The sequence below is a fragment of the Nocardia sp. NPDC051981 genome (assembly GCF_040680715.1).
Classification (GTDB): domain Bacteria; phylum Actinomycetota; class Actinomycetes; order Mycobacteriales; family Mycobacteriaceae; genus Nocardia.
The window spans coordinates 89,506-107,528 of record NZ_JBFAXK010000022.1; the positions used below are offsets into that span (position 1 = coordinate 89,506).

The window sequence follows — 18,023 nt, forward strand, 5'->3', positions numbered from 1 at the left end:
TACGGCGGCATCGTTCCCGCCGCCGTACCGCGGTGACCTGTGCCCGGAATCCGGGCACGACACCCGGCCGCCCACCAAGCGGCCACCACCCAGCCGCCACAAGCGGCGTCCACGAAAGGAATCGATTGTGACCGCAATGCACACCGACGCAGGGGTTTTCGGCCGCTCGCACGAGTTGAGCGCTCGACGCCACGAGCAGGTGGTGTTCTGCGAGGACGACAAGAGCGGACTCAAGGCGATCATCGCGATTCACTCGACCACGCTGGGCCCGGCGCTCGGCGGCACCCGGATGTACCCCTACGCCTCGGAGGCGGCGGCGCTGGACGATGTGCTGCGACTGTCGTGGGGCATGACCTACAAGGCGGCGGCCGCCGGTCTGAACCTGGGCGGCGGCAAGGCCGTCATCATCGGCGATCCGGCCCTCGACAAGAGCGAGGAGCTGTTCGCGGCCTACGCGCGGTTCGTCGAATCCCTCGGCGGGCGCTACATCACCGCGGGCGATGTGGGCACCAACACCGATGACCTGGACGCCATCGGCCGCTACACCAGCCATGTCACCGGCCGCAGCATCGCGGCGGGCGGTTCCGGCGACAGCGCCCGGCTCACCGCGCTGGGCGTGTTCAACGCCATGCGCGCCGGCGCCGAATCCGTGTGGGGCGCACCCACACTGGCGGGTCGTACCGTCGGCGTCGAGGGTGTCGGCAAGGTCGGCCGCGAACTCATCCAGCTGCTGCTCGCCGACGGCGCGGAGGTCTGCGCGACCGATGTGAACGAGGCTGCGCTGGAACGCATTTCGATGGACAATCCGTCGGTTCGACTGTTGAGCAACGTATCCACCGCTCCGGTCGACGTCTACGCCCCCTGCGCCCTCGGCGGCACGCTCACCGCGTCCAGCGCCGAGGCCATCGAGGCGAAACTCGTCTGCGGCGCCGCCAACAACCAGTTGGCCACGCCCGCAGTGGAATACGCCCTGAACGAGCGTGGCATCACCTGGGTCCCGGATTTCGTGGCCAATGGCGGTGGACTCGTTCAGGTGGCCGGTGAGCTGCGCCAGGCAGCGTCGGCCGAGGTCGAAGATGCGGTGAGGGGCATCTTCGACCGCTGCCGCGACATCATCGCGGAATCCAAGGCCGAGGGAATCGGCACCGGAGCAGCGGCCAACAGGTTCGCGGAGCGGCGTCTCGACGCCATCCCGCGGGCCCTCTGATCGCCGCACCGTAGTTTCAGAGAGGAGACGACAAGTGGCGTTCGCGAGCGGAGTGTTCCGCACCAAATCGGTCGAGCAGTCGATCCGGGATACCGATGAGCCGGATTCCAAGCTACGCAAGGATCTGACGGCGAGGGATCTCACCATCTTCGGTGTCGCGGTGGTCATCGGGGCGGGCATTTTCACGCTCACCGCCCGGACCGCGGGCACGGTCGCGGGACCCTCGGTCTCGCTGGCCTTCGTGTTCGCGGCCATCGCGTGCGGGCTGACGGCGTTGTGCTACGCCGAATTCGCCTCGACCGTGCCGGTGGCGGGCAGTGCGTACACGTTCGCGTACGCCACTTTCGGCGAGATCATCGCCTGGATCATCGGGTGGGATCTCATTCTCGAGTTCGCCCTTGCCGTTTCGGTGGTCGCCAAGGGGTGGTCGCAGTATCTCGGCGAGGTGCTCGGCGGCCTGGTGAATCCGGTCGCGCACGTCGGATCCATCTCGTTCGACTGGGGCGCGGTGGTCATCATCGCCATCGTCGGCGTGCTGCTGGCCACCGGCACCAAACTGTCCTCGCGGGTCTCGGCCGTCGCGGTGGCCATCAAGCTGGCCGTGATCGCGCTCGTGCTGGTGGTCGGCGCCACCTACTTCAAGGCGTCCAACCTCAGCCCCTACATCCCGCCGTCGCAGCCCTCCGCGCAGGCCGGTGGCGTGCACCAGTCGCTGTTCTCATTCCTGACCGGTTCCGGCGGAACGAGTTTCGGCTGGTACGGCCTGCTGGCCGCGGCCTCGCTGGTGTTCTTCGCCTTCGTCGGCTTCGACGTGGTCGCCACCACGGCCGAGGAGACCCGCAACCCGCAGCGTGATGTCCCGCGCGGCATCTTCGGCTCGCTGGCCATCGTGACGGTGCTCTACGTCGCCGTCTCGCTGATCCTCACCGGCATGGTCCCCTACACCGAGCTCGCGAGCGGAAATGCCACCCTGGCAACCGCTTTCGCCCTGCACGGTGCGACCTGGGTGAAGAACATCATCTCCATCGGCGCGCTCGCGGGCCTCTCCACGGTCGTCATGGTCATGTTCCTCGGCCAGACCCGCGTCCTGTTCGCCATGGCCCGCGACGGCCTGCTCCCCCGCAGCCTCGCCCACACCGGCAAGCACGGCACCCCCCTCCGCCTGACCGTCATCGTCGGCGTCGTCTGCGCCCTCCTGGCCGGTTTCGTCGACTTCGGCACCCTCGAGGAAATGGTCAATATCGGCACCCTCGTGGCCTTCGTCCTCGTTTCCCTCGGCGTCCCCATCCTCCGCCGTACCCGCCCCGACCTGAAGCGCGGCTTCCGAGTCCCGCTCGTCCCCGTCATCCCCATCCTCGCCGCCCTGGCGTGCCTCTGGCTGATGCTGAACCTCTCCATCGAAACCTGGCTCCGCTTCGTCATCTGGATGGCCCTCGGCGTCGTCATCTACTTCACCTACAGCCGCCGCCACTCGATCCTCGGCAAGCAAAAGGCCCCCGCAGCCGAATCCATCCCAGCCGCCGAATCGATCCCAGCCGCCGAACCCGACCCGGTCCCCTAACCTGGCCCGAACAAGATCAGGGAGCTGTCACCGTGGGAATTCGCCCGAATTCCCGCCCCGGCAGCTCCCTGATCTTGTTCCCCGGCCGCGTGACGAGGGACGATAGCCCGATGGAACTGACAGCGGTGCCCATCGAGAATCCCGATGAGCTCAATGTCATCATCGGGCAATCCCACTTCATCAAGACCGTCGAGGACATGCACGAAGCCCTCGTCGGCACCGGCCCGCAACTCCGCTTCGGGCTGGCCTTCTGCGAAGCCTCCGGCCCCCGCCTGATCCGCTGGTCCGGAAACGACAACGACCTCGTCGACCTCGCCACCAAGAACGCAACAGCCCTCGCCGCCGGCCACTCCTTCATCGTCTTCCTCCGCGACGGCTACCCCGTCAACGTCCTGAACGCGATCCGCCACATCCCCGAGCTCTGCACCGTCTTCTGCGCCACCGCCAACCCCGTCGAGGTCCTCATAGCCGAAACCTCCCTCGGCCGCGGCATCATCGGCGTCGTCGACGGCGCACCGCCCCTGGGGATCGAAACCGAGACCGACCGCACCGACCGCCACCATCTCCTCCGCGCCATCGGCTACAAACTCTGACCCCACTACCTCGGGAATCGACCGCCGCTCTCGCGTTCCCACTGCGCCGGCACCGGGCTGACCGCGGAGTGGAATCGGCAGTTTGTCGTACAGCGTCTAGTGGGTTGGACGTGGGCTGATACGTTGACTGGGTGACGCAGACGCATGACGTGACAGCGGTGGAGCGGACGGACTTGGAGGAGGCGGGGACCAAGGCTTATTACGTCGCGCAGGGAGTGGGGGATGAGGGGTTCGAGCGGTTCGGGGCTACTGGGTCGACGGTGAGTGTGTGGGCGGCTTCCATGCAGCATGGGGCGCCGCCTTCGGCGTTGCTGGCTCGGGCGGTGGAGCGGTGTGCGCCTCGGGAGGAGGCGCGAGTGGCTCGGTTGACGATGGAGATCTTGGGGCCGGTGCCGGTGGGGGAGGTCGAGGTGCGGGCGTGGGTGGAGCGGCCGGGGAGGCGGGTCGAGTTGGTGGGGGCGGAGTTGGTGGCGACGCAGGCGGATGGGAGCCGGCGGGCGGTGGCGAAGGCTTCAGCGTGGCGGATTGCCACGTCGGACAGTTCGTCGGTGGTGCATACGGCCGACGCGCCGCTGCCGGCGGTGCCGGCGGCATCCGAGATCGGGTGGGGCGTGCCGGACGGGTGGGATGTCGGGTATGTGAAGTCGGTGGACATCCGGGCGGTGGAGAGTGACGACGTCACCCGGCGGGTGTGGGTGCGGCCCCTGGTCGAGGTGGTCGAAGGTGAGGAGATCTCACCGCTGGTGCGGGTGTTCTCGGTGGCGGATGTGGCCAATGGGATTGGGGCGCAGCTGGATCCGTATCAGTGGACGTTCCTGAACACCGACCTGACGATCGACCTGTTCCGGCTACCGGAGGGCGAGTGGATCGGGCTGGCGGTGCAGACGTCGATCGGGCCGGACGGGGTCGGGATGTGCTCGACCGTGCTGCACGACGAGCGCGGGCCGATCGGGCGGTGCCTGCAGATTCTCGAGGTGCGCGCCCGGGCCTGACCCGGCGATAAGGAAACCGATATCGTCGGTGGGATGGATCCGCTGCGTCAGTTGCGCTACTTCATCGCCGTGGCCGAGGAGTTGCACTTCGGCCGGGCGGCCGAGCGGCTGCGGATCGCCCAGCCGGCGCTGAGCCAGCGAATCCGCAAGCTGGAGACCGATATCGGGGCCCGGCTCCTGGAACGCGACAGCCGGCGCGTGGAGCTCACCGAGGCGGGGCAGATCCTGCTGGTGGAGGCGCGGGACCTGATCGCGCGTTGGGAGCGGGCGAAGTCGCTGGTCGGCAAGGCGCATCGGGGTGAGATCGACGCACTGCGGGTGGGCGTGCCGCCCGAACTGGCGGGCCGCGTGCTGGCCGCCATCCTCACCGCGTTCGAGAGCCGCCAGGTGCGGGTGGACCTCCAGGAGCTGACCACCGCCGAACAGGTGCGGCTGCTGGCCGATCGGCAACTGGACGCGGGGCTGCTGCAGTACCCGGTGGACGTGGTCGGCCTGGAATCGGGCCCGGCGGTGGAGACCCCGCTGGGTGTGGTGCTGCCGCGCGATTCCCCGCTGGCCGCGCGAGCCGCACTCACCCTGGCCGATCTGGCCGGGCACGGACTGGTGATCTTCCCGCGCGCCGCTGCGCCCGGCCTCTACGACGCCACCCTGCGCACCTGCTGGGAGCACGGTTTCCGCCCCACCTCGGTGCAGCACGCCCGCAATCCCGAATTCGTGCTCGGCATGGTGCTTTCCGGCCGTGGCGTTGCCTTCGACCAGGGCCTGGTGGCGCAGAAGGAGCCACGCGTGGTGTGGCGGCCGCTGCCCGAGGGCACGCTGAGCTGGCGGCTCGCCCTGACCTGGCCCGCCGCCGCCCCGCACCCGCTGGTCCGGGAACTCGCCGACCTCATCGTCGCGGTCGTGCAGGGTGACGGCGCGTCCCGGCCGGCCCCGATTCAAGACACGCCGCAGCGCCGGCCCTGGGACGTGGTGGCGGGCCGGACGTGATCGATGCGCTCGACGGCCAGCCGCGCCGCGGCGCCGATCGCCCGATCCACCGCGGGCTGCCGCCCGGCCAGGCTGTGTGATGCGGTGAAAACCGCGACGGCGTACCGGCTTCCATCCGGATACCCGACCACCCCGATCTCATTGCGGATCCCGGGCAGCGTCCCGGTCTTGGACCAGATGTCCGTGCCCGGCGGAAACGCCGACGGCAGCCGATGCCCGTACACCTGCTGCCGCATCAGATCCCGCACGAACCGGCACGCCTCGGGCGAACCCGCACGATCCCCGCCGATGAGCCACAGCAGCCGGGTCATGTCCCGCGCGGTCCCGGCCGTGGTGCGCAGTGGATCCACCGCACGCGAGCCGAACACCTCCGCCGCGCTGGATTCGGGGTAGCGCCGGGCGAATTCGTGCAGGTCACGCGCACCGATGTCCTCGGCCATGCTGTAGAGGATGTCGCGCAGCGAGCCCATGATCCGGGTGCCGGTGAGCCCGAGCTCGCGCGCCAGCGACCGCACATTCTCCACGCCGACCCGATCGAACAGCAGGTCGGCGGCGGTATTGTCGCTCACGGTGAGCGCGAAGTAGGCGGCGTCGCGCAGGCTGAATTCCACATCGTCGTGGCAGCCCGCGGTGCCGACCCCGCCCAGCCGGTCCGCCGCCGTGGCCCGCACCCGATCGGCCGGATCGAGCTGCCCCGCCGCCACCTGCCGCGCGAACTCCAGCACCAGCGGCACCTTCACCACCGAGGACAACACCACCGGTTCGTCTGCGGCCCAGCCGAATTCGCCGTCACAGTCGAAACAGCGGGCATGCACCCGGCCCTCGACACCGGCCGTCCGGAAGATCTCGTCCACTCCCCCAGCATTCCCGGTGCCCCGATCGGCCCGTCAACCGCCCGTGACGCCGCCGCTCGACACCTGACACGCTGCGACGATATCGATTTCTATATCGGTTCTCGTCCGTGTTGGTCTTGGACAGCCACCGGTAATCCATGTTGGGGTGGCTGTCATGGCAGAGTTCAGCAGGAAGGCCCTCACCGGTGTCTGCGCCGCGGCCATGCTGGTCACGGCGACGGCATGCTCCGGATCGGATGCCACGTCCGGGCTGTCCAAGACGGTCGACGGCTTCGCGGACGCCCTGAACCGCGAGGATGTACCGGCGGCCGCCGACGCCACCAGCGCCCCGGCCAAGGCCTCCGCCGCGCTCGGCCCGCTCTACGACAGCCTGGGCAAGCAGGTGCATTTCGCGGCGAGCAAGGTCGAGAAGACCGACGACGGCGGTACCTTCACACTGGCCGCCACCTGGAAGCTGGGCAAGGACGGCACGAATGAGTGGACGTACACCACCTCGGGCCGGGCCACGCGGTCCGGCGGCGACTGGAAGATCCAGTGGGATCCCGCGACCGTCGCGCCCGGCCTCGATGTCGGCCCGCTGTCCTACAGCGTCGTCTACCCCGACCCCGCCAAGGTCTTCGACAGCGCCGGCGGCGATCTGCTCACCCAGCAGGTGGTGACGCTGGTCGAGGTCGCGCCCGGAGCCGACCCGGCGGCCGTCGCGGCAGCCCTGCAACCGGCCGCGCCGGATGTCACGGCCGCGAGCCTGCAATCGGATCTGGCCGCGGCCCAGGGCAAACCGATCACGGCGGTCACTCTGCGCGAATCCGATTACGCCACCGTCCAAGCCGCCCTCACGAACCTCGCGAATGTGACCACCGCCCGGCAGACCCGGCTGCTGGCCGTGGACAAGGCCCTGTCCTCCCCGACCTTCTCGGGCCTCTCCGATCTGTGGCAGCAGCAGGCCGACGCCGCAGCCGGCTGGGCTGTGCGTGCCCAGGGCAGCGACGGCACGCAGCGGGTGGGCGGCCCGGATCCCAAGCCGGTCACCGATATTCACACCACCCTCGATATCGGTTTGCAGCGGGCCGCCGAGGCCGCGCTGGCCCCGATCACCACCCCGGCGGCCGTTGTCGCGGTGCAACCGTCGACCGGAAACGTGCTGGCCATGGCGCAGAACGCGGCCGGTGACGCGCGGGGACCGATCGGGCTGACCGGGCTGTACCCGCCGGGCTCGACCTTCAAGACGGTCACCGTCTCGGCCGCGCTGCAGGCCGGCCAGGTCACTCCCGACTCCATGGTCGCCTGCCCCGGCAAGGAGAACATCGAGGGCCGGGAGATCCCCAATGACAACAACTTCGACCTCGGCCAGGTGCCGCTGCACACCGCCTTCGCCAAGTCCTGCAACACCACGATGGGCCGGCTGGCGGTCCAGCTCGCACCGGACGGGCTGACCAATGCCGCCGCCCAGCTCGGGCTCGGCATCGACTATGTGACGCCCGGACTGACCACCGTCACCGGCAAGGTGCCCACCGCCGACACGCCCGCGCTGCGGGTGGAGGAGGGCATCGGGCAGGGCAAGGTGACCGCGTCACCGTTCGGAATGGCACTGCTGGCGGCCGCGCTCGCACAGGGCACGGTCCAGTCGCCGACCGTCGTCCAGGGGCAGCCCGGCAAGCCCGACCAGCAGCCGCCCGCGCTGCCGCCGGGTATCGCCGATCAGGTGAAATCCATGATGCGCGAGACGATCACGGGCGGTACCGCCACCGAACTGCGCGATATCCCCGGCCTGCTCGGCAAGACCGGCACCGCCGAATACATCGACGACAAGCACGCGCACGGCTGGTTCGTCGGCATCGACGGCGATCTGGCTTTCGCCGTCTTCATCAGCGACGCGGGCAGTTCCGAGCCGGCCGTGCAGGCCGCGGGCCGCATGCTGCGCGCCCCGCACTGATTTCCTTCGCTTCCAATTTCACACGGCGCGAGCCGAATACCCACTTCAGCACTCGAAAATGATTGAGAGGCTTGTTTTGTCGACCCTGAAATACGGTGCACTGGTTTCGCTCCTGCTCCTGGCCCCGCTGGCCGGCGGCTGCGGCAGCGACTCGAAAACCGGAGCGGCGGTGAGCGGACCGACCACCACCGCCGGCGCGGTCACCGACACCGCGGCGCTGCGCGCGCTCGAACAGCAGCACGGGGCCCGGGCGGGCGTGGTCGCCATCGATACCGGCACCGGCAAGACCATCGGCTATCGGCAGGACGAACGGTTCGCCTTCGACTCCACCTTCAAACCGCTAGCCTGCGGCGCACTGCTCCACGCGCATCCGCTCAGCAGCGGATTCTTCGACCAGGTCATCCATTTCGCCCCCGACAAGCTGGTGGCGAACTCGCCGATCACCAGCACCCGCGTCGATACCGGCATGACCGTGGCCGAACTCTGCCACGCCGCCATCACCCACAGTGACAACACCGCGGGCAATCAGATCCTCGAGCTGCTCGGCGGGCCGCCGGCCGTCACCGCCTTCCTGCGCTCGATCGGCGACCGGACCACCCGCATGGATCGCTGGGAAACCGAGATCAACACCAATATCCCCGGCGACGAACGCGACACCAGCACCCCGGCCGCCCTGGCCGACGACTACCGCAAACTGGTACTCGGCGACGCCCTGGCCGAACCCGAACGGACACAGCTGACCGCGTGGCTGCTCGCCAACACCACCGGCGATGCCCGCATTCGCGCCGCGCTCCCGGCAGACTGGAAGACCGCCGACAAGACCGGCAGCGGCGACTACGGCACCGCCAACGACATCGCGGTCACCTGGCCCGCGGGCGGCGCCGCGCCACTGGTGATCCTGGTGCTGACCACCAAGCCGGATCAGGCTGCCGCAGCGGACAATCCGCTGGTCGCCGCCCTCGCCAAGGAAGCCGTCGCCACCATCCGCTAGCCCGCGGGCCGGACGGAGTCGGGCGGGTCAGGGCTGTCGCGTCGAGCTGCCGCTGCCGACGAAGTACTCGCCGTTCTCCGCGTCGGTGCTGTTCATGACGGAGATCAGGTGGGTGCCGTCGCTGGCCATCGACCAGAATGACACGATGACGGTGCCGCCGGGCGTTCGGCAGGTCTGATCCGCGGGTGCGAGTTCGGCGGTATTGCCATGGCCGTCCAGGGTCCAGGAACAGCCGTCTCCGGTATGGGCGGTCAGCTGTCCGCCGCTCGAATCGATGTGCACCACACCGGTTTTGGGCTTGTACCCCGGCGAGGTGAGGTTGTTCAGGTAAGCGGGATTCGTGGGGTCGTACGCCCAGGAGCCGGTGAACAAGCGCGCCGCGTCGCCCGGGTCGGCGGCGTCGGCGCGCGTCCGCTTGCCGTTGGCGAGCTCGAAATCGAAAGTGCCGTACGGGAGACGGTGACCCGGGGTGGGCCACCGTCGCTCGGCCGGCGCGCTGCTCGGTTGATGACGCGATTCCGTTGGGACGCGGTTCAGTTGGTGATGCGCCCGCCCGCCACATCGATGGTGATGCCGCTCAGATAGGACGAGGCATCCGAGGCCAGGAACAGCGCGGCCTGCGCCACCTCGGCGGGCGGGCGGTCTCGGCCCCGATGCCGCGCGAGGCTCCGGTGAGGACGGCGGTCTTTCCGGCGAGGTCGGCGTAGGTGCTGAGCATGGGGGGGTGGCCTTTCGATCAGGTATGGCGGGTTGATCGGTGAATCAGGTTGAGCGGCAGGTCAATCGGCAGAGCGCCGGGCGGTTCAGCGCCGGGACAGCACGACCGCCACGGCGATCAGCCAGAGCAGACCACCGAAGCGGACGACCGGCAGCAGGAAAGTGAACCCGGAGACGATCAGTGCCAGCGTGGACAGCGCGGCCGCGGCGGCGACGGCCAGTCCGCACCAGATCAGCCAGGTCGGCAGCTTCCGTTCCAGCAGCGCCGGAATCGCGATGCCGACGGCCAGCAGCCCGAAGCCGGCCGCGTAGGCCGGGCCGCCGGACAGGAAGCCCAGATCGGCGATCGCGCGTGCCAGTTCCGGTGCGGCGGCATCGTTCAGCCGCCCGCCGGCCCAGGAGAACAGGGCGCTGAAGGTGAGCTCGCCGGCGGCGAGCGCACCGCCGATGGTGGCGATGGATGGACCCCGCAGCACCCGCTGGATCAGCCCGGCGGCAATGGCCAGCGCCGCGGCGGACAACACCAGCAGCAGCGCTCCGGCATCGATGAGCCCGGCATGCGCGGTGGTGTAGGCCAGCACGTCCGCACCGCTCGCGTCCGGGTGCGGGGTGCGGGCATTGGTGGCGACGTAGCCGATGGTGAGTGCCGCGAACGCGGCGACGGGGGCGAGAACTGCGGGGTTGGTGCCAGCGATGGTGGTGCTCATCAGCGGTGATCCTCAATCTCGGGGCGAACCGTGCTGATCCAATAATGATTACAAACTGTAACGATTGTCAATCGTCTATTATTTTTCCACTGCTACTATTGCGACATGGATGCGAAAGACGAGGTCGCGCCACAGCGCGCCGTGACGGCCGTCGGGTTCCTGCTGGCCCAGATCGGCGCCTATGCGGCCAATCGATTCGCCGAGCGCACGGCCACCCTGGACCTGACGCCGGCGCAGGCCGGACTGCTCCGGATGCTCATCGTGCAGCCGGGCCGCAACCAGCGCGAACTCGCCGACGAACTGGGCATGCCGCCCAGCCGGTTCGTCCAATTCGCCGACAAGCTCGAGGAACGCGGAATCATCGAGCGCAAACGCAATCCCGACGATCGGCGGCAGCATGCGCTGTTCCTGACCGCGAAGGGACGGACCACCCTCGTCGAACTGGGCGCGGTCGCCCGAGAGGCCGAGGAGCACATGTGCCGGTCGCTGACGCCGGAGGAACAAGCACAGCTGTCCGGGTTGCTGGTTCGCCTGGCCGCCGACCATGGACTGACCCCCGGCGTGCATCCGGGCTACAAGACGGAGTGACGCCCCGCTGTGCCGGGGTATCGCTCAGATGCGGTGCGGCACAGGGGTTGTCACGGGGTCAGCGCGTCGATGGTTGCGATCCGGCCCGCCATGACCTCGCGCAGCAGGTGCCGGAAGGTCGGGCATTCCGCGTGACTCGGGGCCGGGCAGGCGGCAGCGTGCCGCAGGCCGTCGCGCACGGCGGTCAATTGCGTGATGGTGCGGTCCAATTCGTCCGCCTTGCCGAGGAGCACGGCACGGTCCACGCGCAGGTCGCCCTGGGGACCGAAGGCGACGACGATGTCGTCGAGGGGGAAACCGGCGGTGCGGCCGAGCGCGATCAGGGCCAGCTGTTCCAGCACGGATTCGTCGAACTGACGACGGAGCCCACGCCGGCCGGTCGAGGCGATCAGGCCGCGCTCTTCGTAGTATCGCAGTGTCGAGGCCGGGACGCCCGATCGGCGAACGACCTCGGCGATATCCAGACTGCTCACGGGATTCACCTCGGAGCTTGACCTCGAGCCGACTTGAATTGGGACAGTGTAGCTCTCCGGCCCGTCGACCGACGAAGGACAGCGACCATGACGACACCGCTCGACAATGACCAATCCGCCCGCTGGAACGGCGCTTCCGGCAATGCCTGGGTCGACGCCCAGGACCTCATCGCCCAGGTGATGCGACCGCTCCAGGACATCCTGGTGACGCTGGCGCGCGACACCGGGGCCCGGGACGTCCTCGACGTCGGCTGCGGCACCGGCGGCACCACCCTCGCCCTCGCGCGGGAAACCGGCGCGCACTGCACCGGCGTCGACATCGCCGAACCGATGATCGCCGCCGCCCGCGCCAACGCCGAGCGAGCAGGCCTGCCCGTCGACTTCATTCGCGCCGACGCCCAGACCCAGCCTTTCGAAGCCGCCGCCTACGACCTCATCACCTCCCGGTTCGGGGTGATGTTCTTCGCCGACCCGGTCGCCGCCTTCACCAACCTGTGCCGAGCCACCCGGCCCGGCGGCCGGCTCGGCTGCATCGTCTGGCGTGATCCGGAGGCGAATCCGTTCTTCACCGCGGCCGAACGCGCCGCGGCGCCGCTGCTGTCGAATCTCGAACCCCGAATCCCCGGTTCACCAGGCCAATTCGCCCTCGCCGACCACGATCACGTGGCCGGGATGCTGGCGGCGAGCGGCTGGGCCGATATCGACATCCGCCCGCTCGATGTCGACTGCGTCATGCCCGAACCTGCGCTCGTCGGTTACCTCTCGCGGCTGGGACCGGTCGGCCTGGCGCTGCTCGAGGTGGACGAAACCACCCGGCAGCGCGTCATCGAGACCGTGCGGGCGGCCTTCGAACCCTTCGTGCACGGCGACGAGGCCCGCTTCACCGCCGCCTGCTGGCTGCTCGACGCCCGGGCTCCCTGACCGGTCGCGACAGCTCCCTGCCGCGGCCGGACCTCTGGAAACTGGCGTATCTCATCGCACTTCGCTGAGCAGCCACTGGTCGCGGGGCGTGCGGCGGCGCTCGCGGCGGCTGCCCACCCGGGCCCGCATGGTGTACTGCGCGGGCTTGCTCTCCGCGGTCAGCTGGTGCCAGCCACTGCCGCCATTGATGTCGAACACGCCGATGTATCCGCCGGGCAGCAGCTGGAACGGCGCGTTGATGTGGTTGCCGTAGTCGAACCGGGTGCTGCCCGCCTTGCGGAAGTTCTCGAACCAGGCGGGAAACACGAAGTCCGACACCTGGATTCCAGCTATCGCGTACCCGTACTGGTCCGCCTCACAGGCGTCGGCGACCTCGTAGGCGTAGATGCGTCCGGCGGTGGCGCTGGAGAACACGTAGGCGGCCAGGTTGATATCGGGGTCACCGAGCATCTCCAGCAGCTCGTGGCTGGCCGTGACGGTCCACTGCAGCCCGGCATCGATGTCGCTGCGCGCGAACACCTTTCCCATCGGCAGACCCTCATTCGTGAGGTCGTGATAGCCGAGCGCCCCGGCCTGATCGGAGTCGTCGGAGACCACCAGCCACCAGGCGCCGGCCGGAGGCTGCGCGCCGGTCGCCACGAAACTCAGGTCGGCGTCACTCCCCCACACCGGGGCCCAATCTCGGTGCACCTGCGTCTGCAATGCCGGGACCACGGCAGAAACCTGCGCGTCGGTCAGTACGGTACTGCGGTTCAACACGGCAATATGTATGGCAGACATAGCGATTCTCGAATTCCTCATCGGCGACTGTATTCGATCTTGCTGACTGTCATCATCGCGTGAAATCCACAGGGAGGCAGGCGGAAAGTGCGCATCATCGATCTTTCGGTACCGATCCGGTCCGGTATGCAGGTGTATCCCGGCGATCCGGAGGTCACCATCCGGCCCGCGCTCACCGTGACCATCGACGGCGTGAACGTGCTGCACCTGGATCTCGGCTCGCAGACGGGCACGCATGTGGACGCGCCGCGACATATCGACGACTCGCTGGCGGCGCTGGACGAGCTACCGCTGGACCGGTTCACCGGTCCGGGTGTGGTCATCGACGCGCGGGCGGCCGGGGCGGGCGGGGCGATCGGGCGCGAGTACTTCGAGGACCGGGTGTCGGCGGGGCAGATCGTGCTCATCGCCACCGGCTGGTCGCGGCACTGGGGCACCCACGCGTACCTGAACCATCCGCATCTGACCGTGGAAGCGGCCGAGTATCTGATCGCGACCGGCGTACGGACGGTCGGGATCGACGCGCTCAGTGTCGACCCGACGCCCACCGAGGAGATCCCGGTGCACCGGATTCTGTGTGGGGCGAACGCGGTCATCGCCGAGAATCTGACCGGATTGAGCGAGGTGCTCGCGGCGCAGCAGTCCGGGCAGCGGGTCGAGGTGTCGATGTTCCCGCTCAATCTGCCCGGTGCGGACGGCGCTCCGGTGCGGGCCGTGGCGCTTCTGGGCGACTGACCCAGCACGTCTCGGAGTGTGACAGAAACACCAGTGTGTCGCACTTTGCGGCGCGGGTCACCCGATCTCCGTACACTGCTCTGGACACCGGGGAGTCGAGGCCCCGATCCATGCTCGATCCGAAGGACTTCGCACGTGAACCGCTATGCCGTAACCACTCTGCTAGCCGTTGCGGCCATTCTGCCCGCCGCGCCCGCCGCGTCCGCGGAGATCGTTCTCACCGACGCCTCGCAGACCGCGACCACACCCGGCACGACGACCACCCCGGGCACCACCACGCCCGGCACGACGACCACCCCGGGCACCACCACCCCGGGCACCACCACACCGGGCACGGCCACCGCTCCGGGCACGACGACCGACCCGACCTCGGACAGCAACCCGATGGAGTCGGAGGTCGATTTCGGGTCCTCCGCCATCAAGCTCGGCGGCGCGAGCGGTTCGGCGACCACGGGTTCCTCGAAGAACGGCTGTACCGTCGCCGGCAGCGCCGCGGCGCTCGCGGGCTACGCGGGACTGGGCTGCGGCAACCTCAATGGCGGCGGCGGCATCGGGCCGGGGACCATCGGCTGACCCCCCACCCGAGATCGAGCGCGTCCCAAAGGGGCATCGGCGAACACGCTGATGCCCCTTCCGCGTGTCCGGGATCAGCAGCGGGTGTCGGGGATCAGCGGTTGTCGTCGGCGTTGCCGGCCTTCCACTGCTCCCACGGAATGTTCCAATCGCCCAACCCGTCCAGGCCCGACAGCGTGCCGCCGACGGTGTTCTTGACGATGGTGATGTCGCCGCGCTTGACGTTGTCGTACACCCACTTGGCGTCGGCCGGGCTCAGATTCAGGCAGCCGTGACTGGTGTTGACCGAGCCCTGTGCGCCCACCGACCACGGGGCCGAGTGGAAGAAGATGCCGGAGTAGGAGATCCGCGTCGCCCAGTCGATCGGGGTGCGATAGCCGGCCGGCGAGTTCACCGGGACGCCGTAGGTGGAGGAATCCATGATGATCTTGTCGAACTTGTCGCCGACGATGTAGACGCCGTTGTCGGTGGGTGTGGAGCTCTTCCCCATCGAGGTCGGCATGGTCTTGATCACCTGACCGTTGCGCTCGACGGTCACCATCTTGGTGTCGTCGTCGGCGGTGAAGACGGTGGCGTCGCCGACGGTGAAGCTGGAATGGATGTCACTGTCGCCGACCAGGCCGTTGCCGAGATCCCGGCCGTAGGCGTTCACCGCGATGTCGACCTTGGTGCCCGGGGCCCAGAAATTCTGCGGCCGCCAGCGCACCTCGCGATTGTTGACCCAGTAGAAAGCGCCCTCCACCGCGGGCGTGGTGGTGATCTGGATCGCCGCCTGGGCGGCCCGGCGATCCGGAATGTTCTCGTCGAACTGCACGGCCACCGGCTGGCCGATACCGACCACGTCGTTCTCCGCCGGCAACAGGTATGGGTGGGTGCGGTTATTGGGCGAGATAGTGGTGAAACTCATAGTCGAATTGGTCGCGCCGCCAAGGCCGATCGCGTCGACGCTCAACTTGTAGGTGCGCCCGAACGCCAACTGCTCGGTCAGCCGCCACGAACGGCCGTCCGCCGCCAGCTCACCCGGCATCGGTTTGCCGTCCGGATTGGTCAGCGCCACGGTCGTGAGCCGACCATCCTCCACCTTCAACGTCAGCTCCCCCGGCGACACCCCTCTGTCGCCGTCCTTCACCGGTGAGATCAGCTTCGGCTTCATGAGCTCGCCGATGGGATTGGAATCGATTGCCACCGTCGAGGATTGACCCTTACCCCCCGACGAGCACCCGACCAGCGCCAACGCCAGCACGGACACCACCACCCCGGCACCCAGCAGCCGTCGCCGCCCCCGACCTTCCCTCATCACAACCCCGCTTTACGTCTCGGTGCACAACCGGCCACCGCACAACTCCCGGCCCCGACCACGCCTGTTCGATCACCACCCCATCCGGCCGAGACCCCGCCCTGGCAGTCGCAACCACCCCGGCTTCCAACCAAGCGTCCCGCCCACAGGGGCTTTGCCCGAAACATCCGTGTTCACCCCCGCCGCGTTAACAACTCCCCAACCCTCCACAAACCCGCAGCTCAGACACCCGATTTCACTTTCCGCACTCCATCCTGTTAATGTTCTTCTCGCACCGCAGAGCGGCCCAAGCGAAAGCCCAAGCCCCCTGGGGAGTAACACGCGCCATTAGCTCAATTGGCAGAGCAGCTGACTCTTAATCAGCGGGTTCGGGGTTCGAGTCCCTGATGGCGCACCAAAGAAAGCCTCTCCGACCAGCACAGAACGCTGGATCCGGGGAGGCTTTCTTCATGAGCACTACAGCTTCAGCTGCAGCCTATGAACCGCCACAGATGTCTGCCTGCTCGCTGCCCCAGATCGTCGCCCGCTGCGCGAGATTCTGTTCTGGGGCAGGCTGATAGGGAGTCTCACCGGGGTGAGCGTGGTCATGCTCAGTCGTGTTGCCAGTCCTCGAGGCGGAGGTGGCGCCGGTCGCGGCGGAGGGTCCAGGTGCCGCCCGGGTAGGTGAGGGTGTTGGTGCCTTCGGGGTCTACGAAGTAGCTGGTGCAACCGCCGGTGGACCAGATTCGGGTGCTGAGGAGAGTGCGGGCGCGGGATGCCCAGGCGCGTTCGGCGGCTTGCGCAGGCGTGTAGCGGGGGACGGCTTGGGTGTGCATGTGGGTGATGGTGCGCGCTATGAGGCGGGCGGTGGGTTCGATGGCCAGGAATTGGGAGGTGTGGGGCAGGGCGGTGTTGGGGCCGGTGACGGCGAAGAGGTTGGGGAGGCCGGCGAAGGCTATGCCGCGGTAGGCCGTGAAGCCGTCCTCGGTGAATTTCTTTCGAGTGGACGTGGTTTCGGTGCGGAAGTCGGGGAAGCGGGCGATGGAGTCCTGGACGTGGAAGCCGGTGGCCCACACGATGGCGTCGACTTCGTGGTGCGCGCCGTCGGCGGTGCGCAGGCCGGTGGGGGTGATCTCGATGATCTTCTCGGTGACGAGGTCGACGGTGGGCCGGGCGAAGGCGGCGTAGTACTCGTCGGACACCATCGGGCGCTTGCAGCCGAAGCGGTAGTCGGGGACCAGCTTTCGGCGAACCTCGGGATCGGGAACCTGATGCCGCAAGGCGGCCAGGCAGATTCGCTCGTAGAGTCGCACCAGGCGGGGATGGAACTCGGCGAAGTGCAGCGCCTCCAGGAAGGCGAAGACGAAGCCGCGGGCGGCGAGTCGCAGCGGTGGGATGTGGCGGAACAGGGTCCGCACCGCCGGCGGGATCGGGCGATCGCCGCGGGGCAGCACCCAGGCGGCGGTGCGCTGGAAGGACACCACCCCTCCGGCGGTGCGCGCCAGGGCGGGCACGATCTGCACGGCGCTCGCGCCCGCACCGACCACGGCGATGCGCTTGCCGGCCGGCTCGAAGTCCCGATCCCAGGCGCTCGAATGCATTTGCGGTCCGGTGAATTCGGTGCGGCCCGGGATGTCGGGGATCGCGGCGGTGTGCAGTGAGAAGTACCCCATGACGACGGCACGTGCCCGCACCGTCCGGCCGTCGCTCAGCCGGATCACCCATTCCGCGGCGGCTTCGTCGAAATCCGCGGCGGCCACTTCGCTGTTCAGCTGCACGTGCCGTCGCAGGTCGAAGCGATCCACCACCGACTCGGTGTATGCGCGCAGCTCGGGCTGGGGCGCGTAGAAGCGCGTCCACTCCGTATTCGGTGCGAACGAATACGAATACAGCACCGAGGGCACATCGACCGCGCATCCGGGATAGACATTGTCCCGCCAGGTGCCACCGATGGCGTCGGCCCGCTCCAGCAGGACGAAGTTGTCCATGCCGAGACGGCGGAGATTGATCGCCACAGCCAGACCGCTGAATCCGGTGCCGATGATGGCAACGTCGTAATGGTCGGGGCCGGAGGAGGACTCGGGCATGCGGGCACCTCGGTTCGTGAATGAGAAGTAGGGACGGGCGGCGAATCG

18 protein-coding genes and 1 tRNA gene are annotated in these 18,023 nt (G+C 68.5%); 12 read left to right on the forward strand and 7 right to left on the reverse strand.

Translation table 11 applies throughout. From position 1 onward, the window contains the following. Positions 1-136 precede the first annotated feature (136 nt). The 5 genes from AB0L60_RS31005 (at position 137) to AB0L60_RS31025 (ending at position 5,340) form a co-directional block, all read left to right on the forward strand. On the forward strand, positions 137-1,207 hold the full coding sequence (locus AB0L60_RS31005; RefSeq protein ID WP_364621230.1) for a Glu/Leu/Phe/Val dehydrogenase dimerization domain-containing protein: 1,071 nt from the start codon (positions 137-139) through the stop codon (positions 1,205-1,207). Positions 1,208-1,241: 34 nt separating this feature from the next. Continuing rightward, the gene (locus AB0L60_RS31010) at positions 1,242-2,768 is read left to right on the forward strand and encodes an amino acid permease (protein WP_364621097.1); all 1,527 of its coding nucleotides are present in this window, start codon (positions 1,242-1,244) and stop codon (positions 2,766-2,768) included. 110 nt (positions 2,769-2,878) lie between these two features. Further along, positions 2,879-3,361, forward strand: a complete 483-nt coding sequence (locus AB0L60_RS31015) for an adenosine-specific kinase (protein WP_364621100.1) — start codon at positions 2,879-2,881, stop codon at positions 3,359-3,361. Positions 3,362-3,627: 266 nt separating this feature from the next. After that, positions 3,628-4,353, forward strand: coding sequence for a thioesterase family protein (locus AB0L60_RS31020; protein WP_364621233.1), 726 nt, complete (start codon positions 3,628-3,630; stop codon positions 4,351-4,353). Between the two features lie 33 nt (positions 4,354-4,386). Further along, on the forward strand, positions 4,387-5,340 hold the full coding sequence (locus AB0L60_RS31025; protein ID WP_364621103.1) for a LysR substrate-binding domain-containing protein: 954 nt from the start codon (positions 4,387-4,389) through the stop codon (positions 5,338-5,340). Here the strand turns inward: AB0L60_RS31025 and AB0L60_RS31030 are convergent. Further along, on the reverse strand, positions 5,289-6,194 hold the full coding sequence (locus tag AB0L60_RS31030; RefSeq protein WP_364621106.1) for a serine hydrolase: 906 nt from the start codon (positions 6,192-6,194) through the stop codon (positions 5,289-5,291). The two genes, AB0L60_RS31025 and AB0L60_RS31030, sit on opposite strands and share 52 nt — an antisense overlap. A gap of 154 nt (positions 6,195-6,348) precedes the next feature. On the opposite strand from AB0L60_RS31030, the gene AB0L60_RS31035 reads away from it, so the two are divergent. Then, positions 6,349-8,127, forward strand: coding sequence for a penicillin-binding transpeptidase domain-containing protein (locus AB0L60_RS31035; RefSeq protein WP_364621108.1), 1,779 nt, complete (start codon positions 6,349-6,351; stop codon positions 8,125-8,127). Positions 8,128-8,203: 76 nt separating this feature from the next. Further along, positions 8,204-9,118 (forward strand): class A beta-lactamase, encoded by a 915-nt coding sequence (gene bla / locus AB0L60_RS31040; RefSeq protein WP_364621110.1) that lies wholly within the window; start codon positions 8,204-8,206, stop codon positions 9,116-9,118. 27 nt (positions 9,119-9,145) lie between these two features. Here bla and AB0L60_RS31045 read toward each other — a convergent pair whose 3' ends face one another. After that, positions 9,146-9,490 (reverse strand): hypothetical protein, encoded by a 345-nt coding sequence (locus AB0L60_RS31045; RefSeq protein WP_364621113.1) that lies wholly within the window; start codon positions 9,488-9,490, stop codon positions 9,146-9,148. Between the two features lie 431 nt (positions 9,491-9,921). Then, positions 9,922-10,542 (reverse strand): DUF4386 domain-containing protein, encoded by a 621-nt coding sequence (locus tag AB0L60_RS31050; protein WP_364621115.1) that lies wholly within the window; start codon positions 10,540-10,542, stop codon positions 9,922-9,924. 105 nt (positions 10,543-10,647) lie between these two features. Here AB0L60_RS31050 and AB0L60_RS31055 point away from each other — a divergent pair, with 105 nt between their 5' ends. Continuing rightward, positions 10,648-11,130 (forward strand): MarR family transcriptional regulator, encoded by a 483-nt coding sequence (locus AB0L60_RS31055; protein WP_364621118.1) that lies wholly within the window; start codon positions 10,648-10,650, stop codon positions 11,128-11,130. 50 nt (positions 11,131-11,180) lie between these two features. On the opposite strand, the gene AB0L60_RS31060 is transcribed toward AB0L60_RS31055, so the two are convergent. Further along, the gene (locus AB0L60_RS31060) at positions 11,181-11,603 is read right to left on the reverse strand and encodes a helix-turn-helix domain-containing protein (protein WP_364621121.1); all 423 of its coding nucleotides are present in this window, start codon (positions 11,601-11,603) and stop codon (positions 11,181-11,183) included. 87 nt (positions 11,604-11,690) lie between these two features. Here AB0L60_RS31060 and AB0L60_RS31065 point away from each other — a divergent pair, with 87 nt between their 5' ends. Continuing rightward, on the forward strand, positions 11,691-12,524 hold the full coding sequence (locus tag AB0L60_RS31065; protein ID WP_364621124.1) for a methyltransferase domain-containing protein: 834 nt from the start codon (positions 11,691-11,693) through the stop codon (positions 12,522-12,524). 51 nt (positions 12,525-12,575) lie between these two features. Here the strand turns inward: AB0L60_RS31065 and AB0L60_RS31070 are convergent, their stop codons facing one another. Further along, a complete protein-coding gene (locus tag AB0L60_RS31070; RefSeq protein WP_364621127.1) occupies positions 12,576-13,280 on the reverse strand; it encodes a hypothetical protein in 705 nt (234 codons plus the stop codon). 111 nt (positions 13,281-13,391) lie between these two features. Here AB0L60_RS31070 and AB0L60_RS31075 point away from each other — a divergent pair, with 111 nt between their 5' ends. Together AB0L60_RS31075 and AB0L60_RS31080 are read left to right on the forward strand one after the other, a co-directional pair. Next, complete coding sequence (locus tag AB0L60_RS31075) at positions 13,392-14,039, forward strand: cyclase family protein (RefSeq protein ID WP_364621130.1); 648 nt, start codon at positions 13,392-13,394, stop codon at positions 14,037-14,039. A 135-nt stretch (positions 14,040-14,174) separates the two neighbouring features. After that, the gene (locus tag AB0L60_RS31080) at positions 14,175-14,612 is read left to right on the forward strand and encodes a hypothetical protein (RefSeq protein WP_364621132.1); all 438 of its coding nucleotides are present in this window, start codon (positions 14,175-14,177) and stop codon (positions 14,610-14,612) included. Between the two features lie 94 nt (positions 14,613-14,706). Here the strand turns inward: AB0L60_RS31080 and AB0L60_RS31085 are convergent, their stop codons facing one another. After that, positions 14,707-15,909 carry an Ig-like domain-containing protein gene (locus tag AB0L60_RS31085; protein WP_364621135.1) on the reverse strand — a complete coding sequence of 401 codons (1,203 nt, stop codon included), beginning with the start codon at positions 15,907-15,909 and terminating at the stop codon, positions 14,707-14,709. A gap of 321 nt (positions 15,910-16,230) precedes the next feature. On the opposite strand from AB0L60_RS31085, the gene AB0L60_RS31090 reads away from it, so the two are divergent. After that, positions 16,231-16,306 (forward strand) — tRNA-Lys (locus tag AB0L60_RS31090). A gap of 193 nt (positions 16,307-16,499) precedes the next feature. Here AB0L60_RS31090 and AB0L60_RS31095 read toward each other — a convergent pair. Further along, complete coding sequence (locus AB0L60_RS31095) at positions 16,500-17,975, reverse strand: NAD(P)/FAD-dependent oxidoreductase (RefSeq protein ID WP_364621139.1); 1,476 nt, start codon at positions 17,973-17,975, stop codon at positions 16,500-16,502. Positions 17,976-18,023 lie beyond the last annotated feature (48 nt).